Source organism: Streptomyces sp. NPDC050548, from assembly GCF_044457385.1.
Lineage (GTDB): Bacteria > Actinomycetota > Actinomycetes > Streptomycetales > Streptomycetaceae > Streptomyces.
The window spans coordinates 102,461-118,051 of the sequence record NZ_JBITGV010000023.1; the positions used below are offsets into that span (position 1 = coordinate 102,461).

The following is a 15,591-nucleotide window of genomic DNA, read 5'->3' on the forward strand; positions in this document are numbered from 1 at the left end:
GAAGTGAGCACCCCCGACCTTCCCCTCGCCGACAGCGGCGGCTGCGGCGACGGCTGTGCCTGTGGCGCGGGCGCCGACGCGGAGTACCTGGAGTGCGGCCTGGACCCCGCGCTCGCCGAACTCCTGGCCGACGCGGGTCTCGACCCCGTGGAGGTCGAGGACATCGCCAATGTCGCCGTCCAGGAGGACCTCGACGGCGGTGTCGACGTGACGACCGTGGCGACCATCCCCGAAGGGGCCGTCGCCACCGCCGACTTCACCGCGCGCGAGGCCGGTGTCGTGGCGGGCCTCAGGGTCGCCGAAGCGGTGATCTCCGTGGTCTGCACCGACGAGTTCGAGGTCGAGCGGCACGCGGAGGACGGCGACCTCGTGGAGGCCGGGCAGAAGCTCCTGTCGGTCACCACACGCACGCGTGACCTGCTGACCGCCGAGCGCAGCGCGCTCAACCTCCTGTGCCGCCTCTCCGGCATCGCGACCGCCACGCGCGCGTGGGCGGACGCCCTGGAGGGCACGAAGACCAAGGTCCGCGACACCCGCAAGACGACACCGGGCCTGCGCTCCCTGGAGAAGTACGCGGTCCGCTGCGGCGGCGGGGTCAACCACCGCATGTCCCTGTCGGACGCGGCCCTCGTCAAGGACAACCACGTGGTCGCCGCGGGCGGCGTCGCCCAGGCCTTCAAGGCCGTACGGGAGGCGTTCCCGGAGGTGGCGATCGAGGTCGAGGTCGACACCCTGCACCAGCTCCGCGAGGTCCTGGACGCGGGCGCCGACCTGATCCTGCTGGACAACTTCACCCCCGGCGAGTGCGCGGAGGCCGTCGGCATCGTGCACGGCCGCGCCGCCCTGGAGGCCTCGGGACGGCTCACCCTGGACAACGCCAAGGCGTACGCGGACACCGGGGTGGACTACCTCGCCGTAGGCGCCCTGACCCACTCCGCGCCGATCCTGGACATCGGCCTCGACCTCCGTGAGGCGCAGTAGTCATGCTCCTCACGATCGACGTGGGCAACACGCACACCGTGCTGGGTCTGTTCGACGGCGAGGACATCGTCGAGCACTGGCGGATCTCCACCGACGCGCGCCGCACCGCCGACGAACTCGCCGTCCTCCTCCAGGGCCTGATGGGCATGCACCCGCTCCTCGGAGAGGAGCTGGGCGACGGCATCGACGGCATCGCGATCTGCGCCACCGTGCCGTCCGTCCTGCACGAACTGCGCGAGGTGACCCGCCGCTACTACGGAGACGTGCCCGCCGTCCTCGTCGAGCCGGGCGTCAAGACGGGCGTGCCGATCCTGACCGACAACCCCAAGGAGGTCGGCGCGGACCGCATCATCAACGCGGTCGCCGCGGTCGAGCTCTACGGCGGCCCCGCGATCGTCGTCGACTTCGGTACGGCGACCACGTTCGACGCGGTCTCCGCGCGCGGGGAGTACGTCGGCGGTGTCATCGCCCCCGGTATCGAGATCTCCGTCGAGGCGCTCGGCGTCAAGGGCGCCCAGCTGCGCAAGATCGAGGTGGCCCGGCCGCGCAGCGTGATCGGCAAGAACACCGTCGAGGCGATGCAGTCGGGCATCGTCTACGGCTTCGCGGGACAGGTCGACGGAGTCGTCACCCGCATGGCCAAGGAACTGGCCGACGACCCGGAGGACGTGACGGTCATCGCGACCGGAGGCCTCGCCCCGATGGTCCTGGGCGAGGCCTCGGTGATCGACGAGCACGAGCCCTGGCTGACGTTGATCGGCCTGCGGCTGGTCTACGAGCGGAACGTGTCGCGGATGTGACCTGGTGCCCTGCGCCGGGACGGGACCTCCCGGCGCGGGTCGGCGCCGCCCCGCTGAGGTGGCTCACCTGTGCGGAGGTGCCGTCTCCCGTGCCCCGAGGTGCTGTCGCGCCCCGGGGCACGGTTGCCTTGGCGCGCGGGGGAGTTGATGCCGGTCGTGGTAGCCGCGGAGTGCGCGTCGGACGAGCCGCCGCCGGGCGGTGCCCCCACCCCCTCGGCGCCGCTCACGCGCGCGAGGCGTCGCGGCCTGGGCCCATGGGATGCCGTCGCGACCCGGCGGCTGCCATGCACGCGACGGAGCCGATGGGTACCAGCCACGGCGCGGCTGCCGGTGCCCGCCCGGGCAGCCGCTGCCCGTCGCCCCGCGAAATCCCCGCGCCACACCCGCCCCCTATGTCGAATTTGTCTGATTAGCGCGTATCGTCGCCGCATGCCCACGCCATACGGATCCCGCGGCGGCATGGCGTTCGGTGCGGAGGAGCTGCGTGTGCTCCGTCGCGCCCTCGCCCTCGCCCTCCAGCCCCGAACCGCCTCCGCCGAGGACGTCAAGGACTGTCTACGGCTCGCCGAATCCCTCGACGAAGCGGTACGCGAGGGGGTCCGGCTGCGCGCCTTCCTGGTCGCCGACCTCGCCCGGTACCGCGCCGCCCTGCCCGGCACCACCGCCGGCTACCTCACGCTCCTGGAGGAGGCGCTCGGCGCCGGGTACCGCCCGGACGTCGACGACCTCTCCGCGCTGCGTGCGCTGCGCGGGAACCCGGCCGCCGCAGCCCTCCTCGACCGCTGCCTCACGCTCGCCGAACAGGACGTACGCGCCCGCCTCGCCCGCCGTACCACCGCCCGGCCCGCCCCGACCGTCCCCGCGTCCCGCACGCGACTCCTGGCGCTCCCCGGAGGCCGCTCCGGCGGCCTTTCCGCGACGGCCGGGCATTCGGCCGGGGAGGACGCCAAGGAGCCCGTACGCAAGCCCGTGGAGCGGCCGGCGCCCGCACCCGCGCCCGCCGCCCCCAAGCCGTCCCGGCCGATCCCCACCCCGGGCGAGGTCTTCCCCCGGCGCAAACCGGCACCGCCCCCGGCGAACCCGCCGCAGCAGCTCGCCGCCGGCTGAAACGACCCCGCCCCGTCCCCTCCAGGGCCCGTGGCTACTCTGGAGGGCATGGACTATGTCTCCGCGCTCGTGCCCCCGGTCGTCATGGCCGTGTTCTTCATCGGACTGATCCGGGTCATCGTGAAGACCCAGGGCGGGGCCATGAAGGCCAAGGAGGACGCGGCCGTCGACGCCGCCATCGCGCGCGCGGAGAGCGCCCGCCAGGCTTCTTCGATCACCGAAGCCTGACCCCCCGCCTTTTTCGGCGGCGCCTTCAAGGGCGTACGACTCCCGCACGCGTGCGCGTGCTTTCCGAGTCGTACGCCCTTTTTGTGCCTTTTCCACTATGGTTCTGAGCTGTGCCTCGCCCATTGGGAGAACTCGAAGACTCGGTCATGACGCGGGTGTGGAAGTGGAACCGCCCGGTGACCGTTCGAGAAGTCCTGGAAGACCTTCAGCAGGAACGGTCGATCGCGTACACCACGGTGATGACCGTTTTGGACAATCTCCATCAGAAGGGCTGGGTGCGTCGCGAGGCGGAAGGCCGGGCGTATCGATATGAGGCGGTCTCCACACGGGCCGCCTACTCGGCGGCCCTGATGAACGACGCCTGGTCCCAGAGCGACAACCCCGCGGCCGCTCTCGTCGCCTTCTTCGGGATGATGAGCGACGAACAGCGTGAGGCCCTGCGCAGCGCCGTACGCATCGTCCAGGGACCGGAAACACCCGAACCCTCGGATCGCGTCGAGAACCCCGGCTCCCCGCCCTCGGGCGGCGGGCGATAGCGTCCGCTCATGTCAGCAGAGCACCCAGAAGTCACCGCGAAAGCCATCACCGTCCGGCGGGCCCGGACCGGTGATGTGCCGGCGGTGCGCCGACTCCTCGACGCCTACGTTCGCGGTCGCATCCTGCTCGACAAAGCGACCGTGACTCTTTACGAGGACATACAGGAGTTCTGGGTCGCCGAACGCGACGACAACGCCGAGGTCGTCGGCTGCGGCGCACTGCACGTCATGTGGGAAGACCTCGCGGAAGTCCGTACTCTCGCCGTGAAGCCCGGGTTGAAGGGCGCCGGTGTAGGTCATCAGTTGCTGGAGAAGTTGCTGCACACGGCCCGTTGGCTAGGCGTTCGTCGCGTTTTCTGTCTCACCTTCGAAGTGGACTTCTTCTCCAAGCACGGCTTCGTGGAGATCGGTGAGACACCTGTTGACACCGATGTCTACGCGGAGCTGTTGCGTTCCTATGACGAGGGCGTGGCGGAGTTCCTGGGTCTCGAACGAGTGAAACCGAACACCTTGGGCAACAGTCGGATGCTTCTGCATCTGTGATCGCTGCGCTCAATTCGGCCCGGAGGCCCTGCCCAGGTTCCCTATGTCCGAAACGCGCATCTTTCCGGACCGGGGAGGTCACTCGGTCTCTCCCAGGGGTTTGTGTTTTTCCAGCAAAAGCGGTTTGCTTTCCGACGTACTGCAGTACTGCATATAACAGGGGACGGCGAAACGGCGGACGCCGCAGACCCCAGGCCCGCAAGTTATCGATGAAAGGAAATCCGGTGGCACAGAAGGTTCAGGTCCTTCTTGTCGACGACCTCGACGGCGGCGAGGCGGACGAGACGGTGACGTTCGCACTGGACGGCAAGACGTACGAGATCGATCTCACCACCGCGAATGCGGACAAGCTCCGTGGTCTTCTCGACGCTTACGTGAAGGGCGGACGTCGTACCGGCGGCCGTGCTTCGGGTGGTCGTGGAAAGGCGCGCGCCGCTACCGGTGGCAGCCAGGACACGGCGCAGATTCGCGCGTGGGCCAAGGAGAACGGTTACGAGGTCAACGACCGCGGCCGTGTTCCCGCGTCCATTCGCGAGGCCTACGAGAAGGCCAACGGCTGAGCGCACGAGCGCCGCAGCCGGACCCGGTGGCACTGTGTGGCCACCGTGTCCACCAGTCGTACGAGATCAGGGGCGCCCCCAGGGCTCCCCACTGCCGACAGTGTCGGCAGCGAGGCCTCGACCTCGCATCCCGGCTCGGGGGGCCGCAGCCATACGGCGGCCCCCTGCACGGGACCCGGACGACCCGCGGGAAGCGGCGTCCCGGGGTGTCCCTGCGCGGACCCCGTCCCGGGGACCGGCGGTGCCTCCATGTGCCCGCCCTCGCCGAGCGCCACCAGATCCAGCGCCGGCGCCAGCGCGCCCCACTCCAACCAGTCCAGCAGCCCCGGCAGCTCCTCCGCGCTGCCCGCGGCCACCAGCAGCCGCATCCGGTCGCCCCGTACGGCCACCGGAGAGTCGGGCCCCAGCCGCCACAGCGCCGCGGCACCGGCCTCGACCGGCACGTCCAGGACGTCGAACCGCAGCCCCGTGACGAGCCGCAGCGGCTCTCCGGGCACCGTCCGCCACCCCAGTTCGTTCTCGTACCAGTGCCGCCGTCGGTCGTCCGGATCGAGCGGGCGACGGGGGGAGGGGACCGTGGTGACCGGGGGGACTGTGCCAACCATGCCAAGTGCAACCGTCGAACCGGGCCGAGAGTTACGCTGGGTGGTCAGGTGATTGCGCAGGGTGCCGGAAAAGGGGGGCGTTCGGGGCGATGGACCGCGCAAGGTTGTTCGCCCGTAGCGGAGGGAACCGGTGCGCTCGGCATGGAGTGTCAGTCCGTACGGGTAAGACAATCCCTAGTGGGAGGGGGCGACACGCAGAAAAGGGCGTCTCACGTTCGCCATCGGCGTACTCAAGGTGAGGGTAACTGCCTGGCCTGCGGGAACATCGTCTCGCACCATCAGGTTGGAGCAGATGTCGGCGTTACGGTTCAGGAGGCAGTGTTGGTTCTCGGTCCGGTGTCGGCAGTTGGAATGAGCGGTCCCCGCTTGCGGGACTAAGCTGCGGAAGGACAGGGAGGGGAGCGTCCCCTTACTGCCTGACCGCTCTGAGGAGCGATTAACGATGTTCGAGAGGTTCACCGACCGCGCGCGGCGGGTTGTCGTCCTGGCTCAGGAAGAAGCCCGGATGCTCAACCACAACTACATCGGCACCGAGCACATCCTCCTGGGTCTCATCCACGAGGGTGAGGGTGTCGCCGCAAAGGCCCTGGAGAGCCTCGGCATTTCGCTTGAGGCGGTCCGCCAGCAGGTTGAGGAGATCATCGGACAGGGCCAGCAGGCGCCGTCCGGTCACATCCCCTTCACTCCCCGTGCCAAGAAGGTCCTGGAGCTGTCGCTCCGCGAGGCCCTTCAGCTGGGCCACAACTACATCGGCACGGAGCACATCCTGCTCGGCCTGATCCGTGAGGGCGAGGGCGTCGCCGCCCAGGTCCTGGTCAAGCTGGGCGCTGATCTCAACCGTGTGCGGCAGCAGGTGATCCAGCTGCTCTCCGGTTACCAGGGCAAGGAGACCGCCACCGCCGGCGGCCCTGCGGAGGGCACCCCCTCGACGTCCCTGGTCCTCGACCAGTTCGGCCGGAACCTCACCCAGGCCGCTCGTGAGTCCAAGCTCGACCCGGTCATCGGGCGCGAGAAGGAGATCGAGCGGGTCATGCAGGTGCTGTCCCGCCGTACGAAGAACAACCCGGTCCTGATCGGTGAGCCCGGCGTCGGCAAGACCGCCGTCGTCGAGGGCCTCGCCCAGGCCATCGTCAAGGGCGAGGTGCCCGAGACCCTCAAGGACAAGCACCTCTACACCCTGGACCTCGGCGCGCTGGTCGCCGGCTCCCGCTACCGCGGTGACTTCGAGGAGCGCCTGAAGAAGGTCCTCAAGGAGATCCGCACCCGCGGCGACATCATCCTGTTCATCGACGAGCTGCACACGCTGGTCGGTGCGGGTGCCGCCGAGGGCGCCATCGACGCCGCTTCGATCCTGAAGCCGATGCTGGCCCGCGGTGAGCTCCAGACCATCGGCGCCACCACCCTGGACGAGTACCGCAAGCACCTGGAGAAGGACGCGGCCCTTGAGCGCCGCTTCCAGCCCATCCAGGTCGCGGAGCCGTCCCTGCCGCACACCATCGAGATCCTCAAGGGTCTGCGCGACCGCTACGAGGCCCACCACCGTGTCTCCATCACGGACGAGGCGCTCGTGCAGGCCGCCACGCTGGCCGACCGGTACATCTCGGACCGCTTCCTGCCGGACAAGGCGATCGACCTGATCGACGAGGCCGGTTCCCGGATGCGCATCCGCCGGATGACCGCGCCGCCGGACCTGCGCGAGTTCGACGAGAAGATCGCCGGCGTGCGCCGCGACAAGGAGTCCGCGATCGACTCGCAGGACTTCGAGAAGGCCGCCTCCCTCCGCGACAAGGAGAAGCAGCTCCTGGCCGCCAAGGCCAAGCGGGAGAAGGAGTGGAAGGCCGGCGACATGGACGTCGTCGCCGAGGTCGACGGCGAGCTGATCGCCGAGGTCCTCGCGACCGCCACCGGCATCCCGGTCTTCAAGCTCACCGAGGAAGAGTCCTCGCGTCTGCTGCGCATGGAGGACGAGCTCCACAAGCGGGTCATCGGCCAGAAGGACGCCGTCAAGGCGCTCTCGAAGGCGATCCGTCGTACGCGTGCGGGCCTCAAGGACCCGAAGCGTCCCGGTGGTTCGTTCATCTTCGCCGGCCCGTCCGGTGTCGGTAAGACGGAGCTGTCCAAGGCGCTCGCCGAGTTCCTCTTCGGTGACGAGGACGCGCTGATCTCCCTCGACATGTCGGAGTTCAGCGAGAAGCACACGGTGTCGCGGCTCTTCGGTTCGCCCCCCGGATACGTGGGCTACGAGGAGGGCGGCCAGCTGACGGAGAAGGTCCGCCGCAAGCCGTTCTCGGTCGTCCTCTTCGACGAGGTCGAGAAGGCCCACCCGGACATCTTCAACTCGCTGCTGCAGATCCTGGAGGACGGTCGCCTGACCGACTCCCAGGGCCGGGTCGTGGACTTCAAGAACACGGTCATCATCATGACGACCAACCTCGGCACGCGGGACATCTCCAAGGGCTTCAACCTGGGCTTCGCGGCCACGGGTGACACGAAGTCCAACTACGAGCGCATGAAGAACAAGGTCTCGGACGAGCTCAAGCAGCACTTCCGCCCCGAGTTCCTCAACCGCGTGGACGACGTCGTCGTCTTCCCGCAGCTCACCCAGGAGGACATCCTCCAGATCGTCGACCTGATGATCGGCAAGGTGGACGAGCGCCTCAAGGACCGGGACATGGGCATCGAGCTCTCCCAGTCCGCCAAGGAGCTGCTGTCCAAGAAGGGTTACGACCCCGTCCTGGGCGCGCGTCCGCTACGGCGCACGATCCAGCGCGAGATCGAGGACACGCTCTCGGAGAAGATCCTCTTCGGCGAGCTGCGTCCCGGTCACATCGTGGTCGTCGACACGGAGGGCGAGGGCGAGGCCAAGACCTTCACCTTCCGGGGTGAGGAGAAGTCGGCACTGCCCGACGTCCCGCCGATCGAGGACGCGGCCGCGGGTGGGGCCGGTCCGAATCTGAGCAAGGAGGCGTAAGGCTTCAGGGCTTTACGACTCGGAAAGGGGCCGGTGCCTTCGGGCACCGGCCCCTTTCGTGTGTCCGGGGGTGGGGTCAGAGGCGGTCGTCGGATACTTCGGCGGTGGCGAAGACGGCGGCGTAGAGGCCGAGAGGGACCTTTCTGCCGTACGTCTTGATGGTCACCGTGCGCAGGGCAGGGAGGCGGGAAGCGAGGGTGCGGAGTTGCTCGCGAACTCCGCCCTGGGTGGGCATCCGGAGGTGCTCGACGGAGGGCAGTTCCGGCATGGCGTCCACGGCGTAGCCGTCGAGGGACCCGCTCAGGACGAGGTTCCGCAGGGCCGGCAGGCGTTTCACTTCCCGCCAGTCGCGGACGCTCAGGGGAGCGTCCAGCCTGTCGAGGCTGAGGGTGGTGAGGGTCGGCCATTCCCCCAGCCCGCTCAGGCCGACGGATGCCTGTGTGTCCCGGCCGAGGTGCAGATACTCAAGGGGCGCGTCCGGGGGCAGGTGGTCGTGCAGATGTCCGCCCTCGAACGGCTGGTCCAGGGCGAGCCTGGTGAGTCCGCGCAGGGCTCGCAGGCCGAACGGGTCGCTGATGTGGTTGAACGTCAGTTCTGTGAGGGGCAGTTCGGACAACCGGCGCAGATCACCGGCATAGAGGCAGTCCTTCAGCCACAACCCGCCCAGGGACCGGAAGGCCATCAGCTTGTCCAAGGCGGACAGTGTCTCGTTGCGTTCGAGTTTCAGGACCTCGACCGTGCCCGGGTCGCCGACGGCATCGATGATCTCGCCCAACGTGGGCGAACCACAGATCGCCAGCCTGTGCCAAGGGCGCATCAGCCGCAGCGCGTCCAGATGCTCAGGCGATGCGCAGACCACGAAGAGATCGTCCCGCGGGAGATGGTCGAGGATCTCGACCGCGTACTCCCGGGTCCCGAACCGGTCCCAGGTGCCCGCGAGTTGCCGCCTCACGTCGAGGGACCGATGGTCGCGGAAGCGTCGAAGCACCGCCAGCGCGCCATCCGGTTCCGCCGTGCCCAGGACCGAGGCGGTGATCGTGACGGCCCGTGCCTCCTCGTCCGTCAGCCCCTCCGGACCCGGCAGCAGTTCCAGGACCAGCGGTCCGGCGCCTGCCAGGGTATGCGCGTCCTCCCTCGTGCGCGGCGGAATCAGCACCGCCGCCCGCTCCTCGACCTCCGCCCGCACCCCCGGATCCAACGCCGTCGCATGCTCCAGGCACGCCAGTGCGAGCAGCGTCAGTCGGGGCTCGTCCCGCGCCAGCAACTGCCTCAGCAGTACGACCCGTTCGCGCGGCCGGGCGTGGGCCACCGCCATGCGGATGACGTCCTCCCACTGACTGTCGTCCGCACGGCTGGTGAGGACGTCCAGGTGGCCCTCCTCCACCGCGTACCGCGCGCCCAGATAGTCCTGGAAGGTGCGATGGACGAAGTCGACGACACCAACGGCGGGTTGGCGCAGCAGGCCGCTTCTCAGCAGTAGGTCTCGCAGTACCGTCCTGGCGTCGCTCTGCCTCGCGACCGTCGGCAGGCACCGCTCCACGATGCCCTCGGCCGTCTCGACGTCCATCTCCGTGCGACCGCTCAACACCAGTGAGTACGCGAGGCGTTGCAGGATCTCCAGCTGGGCCTCCTCGCCCAGTTCCGCTCCCTCCAGTGCCCCCATGCCCCGCTCCCGGTCCCGGCGGGCGAGCAGCATGGTCAGAGCCGCGTCGTACAACTCCTTGCGGCCGGTGGGGAGATAGCCCCTCCGCTCGCGGTGCAGGGCGCAGATCAGGCCGCACATCAGGGGGTTGGTGGCGAGGCGGGCCAAGTCCCGTTTCGTGTGCAGGGAGTCCAGGAGCGGGCCCTCGTACTCCGGGGCCTCGGCCGCCTTGTGCCAGCGTTGGACGAAGGTCCTGACCTCCGGGCGGCGCATCGGGGCCAGGGTCAGTTCGCGGAAGCCCTCGGAGGCCAGCCAGCCGGTGCGTACCGCCGTGGGCCGGGAGGTGAGGAGCCAGCGGTTGCCCGGGAAGGCGCGGATCAGGGCCTGGAGCCAGTCGCGGGTGCGGTGGCGGTCGGCGGAGGGGATCTCGTCCAGGCCGTCGACGAGGATCAGGCCCCGGCCGGCGGTCAGGACGCGTTCGGTCCAGCCCTCGGGCGGGGAGTGGGGGCAGTCGGTCGCGGTCAGGAAGGCCGCGGGGGAGGGGAGTCGGCCGGCTCGGACGAGGGTGCGCAGGGAGAGGACGTAGGGGACACGGTCGCCGTCCCTCGCCGCGGTCACCGCGAGCCACTGCACCAGGGTCGTCTTGCCGGAGCCCGCGTCACCGCGCAGCAGGACCCGGTCGTGGGTCGACAGGGCTTCCTCTGCGGGGAGTTGGCGGTCGTAGCGGGCGCCGGGGTGCTCCTCGGACTGGGGGTGTTCCTCGGTCGCCTCCAGGCTGAGGTACGCCACTTCGAGGGGCCAGCGGTCCGGGGAGTCGCGCAGATCGATGCCGTAGATGGTGATGTGGTTGTGGCGTTCGGCGACGTGGGAGAGGTAGTGGCGTTCGAAGGCGCGGTCGCGGGTGCCGGGGCGTGGGGTGCGGGCGATCAACTCGTCGACGCGGGCGATCAGTTCGGCCTGGGCGCGGGTCTGCTCGACGAGGGTGCGGGCGACGAACGTGGAGCGGCGGGTGAAGAACTCCAGGATCTGCAGGCAGGCCCACTCGGTGGCGTTGCCGAGGAAGTAGCGTGCATCGGTGGACAGTCCGGCGGGGACCGGGGTGCCGTACGCCAACTGCCGTGCCAGCTCTCGGTGTCCGAGGCGCACGGCCTGTACGTCGTCCATGTCCAGGTCGCCGAGGGCGAGCAGGCGGCGGGCCAACGCGTCGGCCACCGCGGTCTGTTCGTCGGGCGGGAAGGGCGCTTCACCGGGGGAGTCCACCGCTCGCGCGACCAGGCGGTCGGCGAGCTTGTGGACGTCCTTCTCCGTCAGCGTGCGTTTCTCGCCTTTGAAGGAGACGAGGTGCGACAGCCGGACCGGCCTGTCGACCAGGCCCGCGCCCGCCCCTTCGGGGACGAACAGCTTCTTCAGCAGCGGTGTGATCAGGCCTGACGCCAGTTTCCCACCGAGTACCGCAGGCTCCATCGGCCGCCCCACCCCCGTCGTCGCGCGAACGGTCGGAGCCTAACCGGTTACGACAACTGGCCGTCGTAGTCGGGCAGTTTGAAGGTCTTCTCGGCGTGGCCGCCCGACAGGTCGGTGGCGCTGTTGCCGATGTTCGCGATGATCGTGTAGCCCTTGGACTCGATGTCGGCGCGCTGGGCGGTCTTGTAGGCGGCGACGTCCTTGAAGAGGTCGAGGAGGCCGCGGACGTAGAGGCCGTCGACGTCGTAGCCGTCGTGTTCGAGGTTGTACTCGGTCGGCAGGTAGATGATGCCGGGGCGGGCCGTGACGAAGAACAGCGAAACGCCGTGCTCCTGGGCGTACTTGGCGACCGCGAGCACCGGCTTGTTGGCCGGCTGGGGCCAGCTGAAGCCGAAGTCGGTCTCCAGGGTGGTGTTGTCGATGTCGAAGACGATCGCCTGCTTCTCACCGGGCTTGGTCGCCGCGATGCGCTGCTTCAGGTAGGGCAGGGCCTGGTTCATGACCGTCTGGCAGTCCTGCTGCCAGGTGGTGTAGTCGACGGCCGCGGTGGTGCTCGTCGTCGCGGCTTCCGCGGGGACGGTCAGCGCCGCGAGGGCGATCGCGGATACGGCGACGGTGGCGGTACGGCGGGCCCAGGGGCGGCGTCTCGTCATGGTGGTGGGGGTTCCTCTCACGTCGGTGCGGTGCCGGTGCGGAAGGCATGATCGCGGGCGCGGGTGGCGTGAGGGGAACCGTAAGGTTACTGGACGGTAGGTGTATAGAGGTCTGCGCCACATTCCCGCGGTCGGCGAGCGCCCCGGCCGGTGACAAGCCGCACAGGCGATTCGACCCCTACTAGGGCGGGTAGTCGGAAGCCTCCTTCGGGGCAAAAAGGACTTTTCGCATGGAACCAGATGGGCGTTTTTGCCATCAGGGGGGCGATTTATAGAGAAAGGGTGCTCTGTCAAGGAGTCGGAAGTTTTGTGGTGAAGTACTAGCTTCCGTCGTAGAAGGGGTGTTTGGGGGTCCGTGGGAGCGCGGGTTACCAATGGACGTGTCATCCGGTGGCCGTCCGTGCGCCGGGTGGCTTTTCTGTCCCCGCCCCCGTGAGGTTCCGATGTTCCAGAGCTCCGCTTCCCGCTCCACCCGTACGACTCCGCTCCGCACCCGGGTGGCCGTCCTGGCCGTCGGACTGGGAGCCACCGCCGTTCTGGGCACCGGGGTCGCGAGCGCCGCCACCGCGGGCGTGGCGCCGAAGACGGTCAGCGCGAAGACCGCCGCCTCCTGGGTCGACCCGGTGAAGAAGTACACGCTGTCCGCGAGCTTCGCCCAGGCCGGCGGCCTGTGGCAGTCCACCCACAGCGGGCAGGACTTCGCCGTGGCCAGCGGCACCAACGTCGTCGCCGCGCACGGCGGCACCGTCGTCAAGGCGGGCGGCAACGGTGCCGGTGACGGGGCCGCGTACGGCAACGCCATCGTCATCAAGCACGGCAACGGCACCTACTCGCAGTACGCCCACCTCTCGCGCATCGACGTGAAGGTCGGCCAGGTCGTCAGCACCGGCCAGCACATCGCCCTGTCCGGCAACACCGGCAACTCCACCGGCCCGCACCTGCACTTCGAGATCCGTACGACCGCCAACTACGGCTCGGCCATAGACCCGGTCGCGTTCCTGCGCGGCAAGGGTGTGACCGTCTAGGACTTGTCCCCGGCGGGCTTCGTGCCCGCGTGGGCCTGCGTGATCATGTCGGTGGCGACCTCCAGGACGGCCTTGCGCTTGTCCTCGGGGTCGCCATCGAGGTCCTGTACGGCGAACATGCCGGCGTGCAGCGTGAAGATCGCGCTGAGCGAGCGGACCTGGTCGACCAGGCTCGTCTCGGGGTCGATCATGATCTCCCGCAGGCCGCGCATGCGCTCCTTGAAGCGTTCGCCGATGCGCAGGTCCCGTACGGTCGCCTGGTTCTCCTGCATGAAGCGGAACAGCGGGGTCGCGCCGTCGAGCGCGACGGCGTAGCGCCGTACGATCTCCTGCTTGGTCTCCAGGGTGTGCGGCTGGTCGCGGCCCCACTCGATCAGGTCCTCGATCGGCTTCGTGAGGTCCTCGAAGATGCTGACCAGGATCTCTTCCTTGGTCTTGAAGTGGTAGTAGAGCGCCGCCTTCGTGACGTCCAGGTGCTCGGCGATCTCGCGCAGCGAGGTCTTCTCGTAGCCCTGCTCGGCGAAGAGTTCGAGCGCGACGTCCTGGATGCGCTGGCGGGTGTCTCCGCGACGTTGCCGCTTGGTGCCGTCCATGGTGCCGCCCATCCGTCTCGTGCTCCAGCAAACTTACTTGACGCCCGGCTAGTTACGGGTCTACTTTCCCTGAGTGTAGTCAACTAGCCGGGCGGCAAGTAAGTGGCCGGACGGTAGCAGTACCAAGGGGAGTGGGAAAGATGGCGGACACGAAGACGGCCGACGCCGCGCCGGCGGAGACCGAGAAACAACCCAGGAGCGTGCGGGTCGTCCTGCTCGCTCTGATGATCACCATGATGCTCGCGATGCTCGACAACATGATCGTGGGCACGGCGATGCCGACGATCGTCGGTGAGCTGGGCGGGCTGGAGCACCTGTCGTGGGTCGTGACCGCGTACACGCTCGCCACCGCCAGCTCGACTCCCCTGTGGGGCAAGCTCGGTGACATGTACGGGCGCAAGGGCGCCTTCATGACCTCGATCGTGATCTTCCTGGCCGGCTCCGCGCTCAGCGGCATGGCACAGAACATGGGCCAGCTCATCGGCTTCCGCGCCATCCAGGGTCTCGGCGCCGGCGGTCTCATGGTCGGCGTCATGGCGATCATCGGCGACCTCATCCCGCCGCGTGAGCGGGGCAAGTACCAGGGCATGATGGCCGGCGTCATGGCGCTCGCGATGATCGGCGGACCGCTCGTCGGCGGCACCATCACCGACAACTGGGGCTGGCGCTGGTCCTTCTACATCAACCTGCCGCTGGGCGTCATCGCGCTGGCCGCGATCAGTGCCGTACTGCATCTGCCGAAGAAGCGCTCGCAGGCGCGGATCGACTACCTGGGTGCGGCGCTGCTCACCGTCGGCATCACCTCCATCGTGCTCGTCACCACGTGGGGCGGTTCGCAGTACGCCTGGACCTCCGTGCGGATCATGGAGCTGATCGCGCTCGGTGTGGCCGCGCTCGTCGGGTTCGTGTTCTGGCAGACCAAGGCCACCGAGCCGGTCGTACCGCTGCACATCTTCCGCAGCCGCAACTTCACCCTCATGGCAGTCATCGGCTTCATCACCGGCTTCGTGATGTTCGGCGCGACCCTGTTCCTGCCGCTCTACCAGCAGTCCGTGCAGGGCGCGTCCGCGACCAACTCCGGTCTGCTGCTCCTGCCGATGCTCGGCGCGATGCTCGTGACCTCCATGGTCGCGGGGCGGGTGACCACCAACACCGGCCGCTACAAGGTGTTCCCGGTCGCCGGCAGCATCCTGATGGGCGTCGGTCTGTACCTGCTGTCCACGATGGACGTCGACACGACCCGGTTCATGTCCGGCGTGTACATGGCCGTCGTCGGGCTCGGCATGGGCTGCCTGATGCAGATCACCATGCTGGTCGCACAGAACAGCGTCGAGATGAAGGACATGGGCGTCGCGTCCTCCACGAGCACGCTGTCCCGGACGCTCGGCTCGTCGTTCGGTGTCGCCATCATGGGTGCGCTGTTCAACAACCGGGTCCAGGACGTCATGGCCCAGCGGGCCGGGACGCTGGGCTCCAAGATCACCGAGAACTCCGCGACGCTGAACGCGAAGAGCCTGGCGAAGCTGCCGGCGGTGGCTCGTGAGGCGTACCAGCACGCGGTGTCGGCCGGTGTCCACTCCGCGTTCCTGCTGGGGGCCGTGGTCGCGGTGGTCGCGCTGGTGGCGGCGGTGTTCGTGAAGGAGGTTCCGCTGAAGGGGGCGGGGTCGGCTGCGCCCAAGTCTGGCGAGGGTGCGGAGAGTGCGGCGCCGGTGTCGATCGTCGAGGCGGTCTGAGTTCGGCTGAGTTCGGCGGCAGTGAGCTGAAGGTCCCCCGGTCGGTGTCCGCCCCGGGGGGCCTTCGTTTTGTTTTCTCGCCCCCGCCGCCCCTACCCGTCCCGTCCCTGGGGGCTGCCGCCCCCAGACCCCCGCTTCGGCCTGGACGGC

General features: G+C 68.8%; 14 protein-coding genes. 10 read left to right on the forward strand and 4 right to left on the reverse strand.

The window, feature by feature from the left end; all coding sequences use genetic code 11:
• Positions 1 to 3 precede the first annotated feature (3 nt).
• The 7 genes from nadC (at position 4) to ACIBJH_RS42030 (ending at position 4,755) form a co-directional block, all read left to right on the forward strand.
• Positions 4 to 981, forward strand: a complete 978-nt coding sequence (gene nadC, locus ACIBJH_RS42000; RefSeq protein ID WP_399122223.1) for a carboxylating nicotinate-nucleotide diphosphorylase — start codon at positions 4 to 6, stop codon at positions 979 to 981.
• Between the two features lie 2 nt (positions 982 to 983).
• A complete protein-coding gene (locus ACIBJH_RS42005; protein WP_019075456.1) occupies positions 984 to 1,781 on the forward strand; it encodes a type III pantothenate kinase in 798 nt (265 codons plus the stop codon).
• Between the two features lie 459 nt (positions 1,782 to 2,240).
• A complete protein-coding gene (locus tag ACIBJH_RS42010; RefSeq protein WP_399122259.1) occupies positions 2,241 to 2,888 on the forward strand; it encodes a hypothetical protein in 648 nt (215 codons plus the stop codon).
• Positions 2,889 to 2,936: 48 nt separating this feature from the next.
• Positions 2,937 to 3,116: a hypothetical protein gene (locus ACIBJH_RS42015; RefSeq protein WP_399122224.1), complete on the forward strand. Its 180-nt coding sequence runs from the start codon at positions 2,937 to 2,939 to the stop codon at positions 3,114 to 3,116.
• 122 nt (positions 3,117 to 3,238) lie between these two features.
• Complete coding sequence (locus tag ACIBJH_RS42020) at positions 3,239 to 3,652, forward strand: BlaI/MecI/CopY family transcriptional regulator (RefSeq protein WP_399122260.1); 414 nt, start codon at positions 3,239 to 3,241, stop codon at positions 3,650 to 3,652.
• 9 nt (positions 3,653 to 3,661) lie between these two features.
• Complete coding sequence (locus ACIBJH_RS42025) at positions 3,662 to 4,195, forward strand: amino-acid N-acetyltransferase (protein WP_200715432.1); 534 nt, start codon at positions 3,662 to 3,664, stop codon at positions 4,193 to 4,195.
• Between the two features lie 224 nt (positions 4,196 to 4,419).
• Positions 4,420 to 4,755: an Lsr2 family protein gene (locus ACIBJH_RS42030; protein ID WP_019075461.1), complete on the forward strand. Its 336-nt coding sequence runs from the start codon at positions 4,420 to 4,422 to the stop codon at positions 4,753 to 4,755.
• On the opposite strand, the gene ACIBJH_RS42035 is transcribed toward ACIBJH_RS42030, so the two are convergent.
• A complete protein-coding gene (locus tag ACIBJH_RS42035; RefSeq protein ID WP_399122225.1) occupies positions 4,734 to 5,360 on the reverse strand; it encodes an SCO3374 family protein in 627 nt (208 codons plus the stop codon). The genes ACIBJH_RS42030 and ACIBJH_RS42035 overlap by 22 nt on opposite strands.
• Positions 5,361 to 5,802: 442 nt before the next feature.
• On the opposite strand from ACIBJH_RS42035, the gene ACIBJH_RS42040 reads away from it, so the two are divergent.
• Complete coding sequence (locus ACIBJH_RS42040) at positions 5,803 to 8,331, forward strand: ATP-dependent Clp protease ATP-binding subunit (protein WP_399122226.1); 2,529 nt, start codon at positions 5,803 to 5,805, stop codon at positions 8,329 to 8,331.
• A 76-nt stretch (positions 8,332 to 8,407) separates the two neighbouring features.
• On the opposite strand, the gene ACIBJH_RS42045 is transcribed toward ACIBJH_RS42040, so the two are convergent.
• Positions 8,408 to 11,437, reverse strand: coding sequence for an NACHT domain-containing protein (locus ACIBJH_RS42045; RefSeq protein ID WP_399122227.1), 3,030 nt, complete (start codon positions 11,435 to 11,437; stop codon positions 8,408 to 8,410).
• 47 nt (positions 11,438 to 11,484) lie between these two features.
• The gene (locus tag ACIBJH_RS42050) at positions 11,485 to 12,090 is read right to left on the reverse strand and encodes an HAD family acid phosphatase (protein WP_399122228.1); all 606 of its coding nucleotides are present in this window, start codon (positions 12,088 to 12,090) and stop codon (positions 11,485 to 11,487) included.
• A 443-nt stretch (positions 12,091 to 12,533) separates the two neighbouring features.
• On the opposite strand from ACIBJH_RS42050, the gene ACIBJH_RS42055 reads away from it, so the two are divergent.
• Positions 12,534 to 13,115, forward strand: coding sequence for a M23 family metallopeptidase (locus tag ACIBJH_RS42055; RefSeq protein ID WP_399122229.1), 582 nt, complete (start codon positions 12,534 to 12,536; stop codon positions 13,113 to 13,115).
• On the opposite strand, the gene ACIBJH_RS42060 is transcribed toward ACIBJH_RS42055, so the two are convergent.
• Positions 13,112 to 13,720 carry a TetR/AcrR family transcriptional regulator gene (locus ACIBJH_RS42060; RefSeq protein WP_399122230.1) on the reverse strand — a complete coding sequence of 203 codons (609 nt, stop codon included), beginning with the start codon at positions 13,718 to 13,720 and terminating at the stop codon, positions 13,112 to 13,114. The two genes, ACIBJH_RS42055 and ACIBJH_RS42060, sit on opposite strands and share 4 nt — an antisense overlap.
• A gap of 128 nt (positions 13,721 to 13,848) precedes the next feature.
• On the opposite strand from ACIBJH_RS42060, the gene ACIBJH_RS42065 reads away from it, so the two are divergent.
• Positions 13,849 to 15,441 carry an MDR family MFS transporter gene (locus tag ACIBJH_RS42065; protein ID WP_399122231.1) on the forward strand — a complete coding sequence of 531 codons (1,593 nt, stop codon included), beginning with the start codon at positions 13,849 to 13,851 and terminating at the stop codon, positions 15,439 to 15,441.
• Positions 15,442 to 15,591 lie beyond the last annotated feature (150 nt).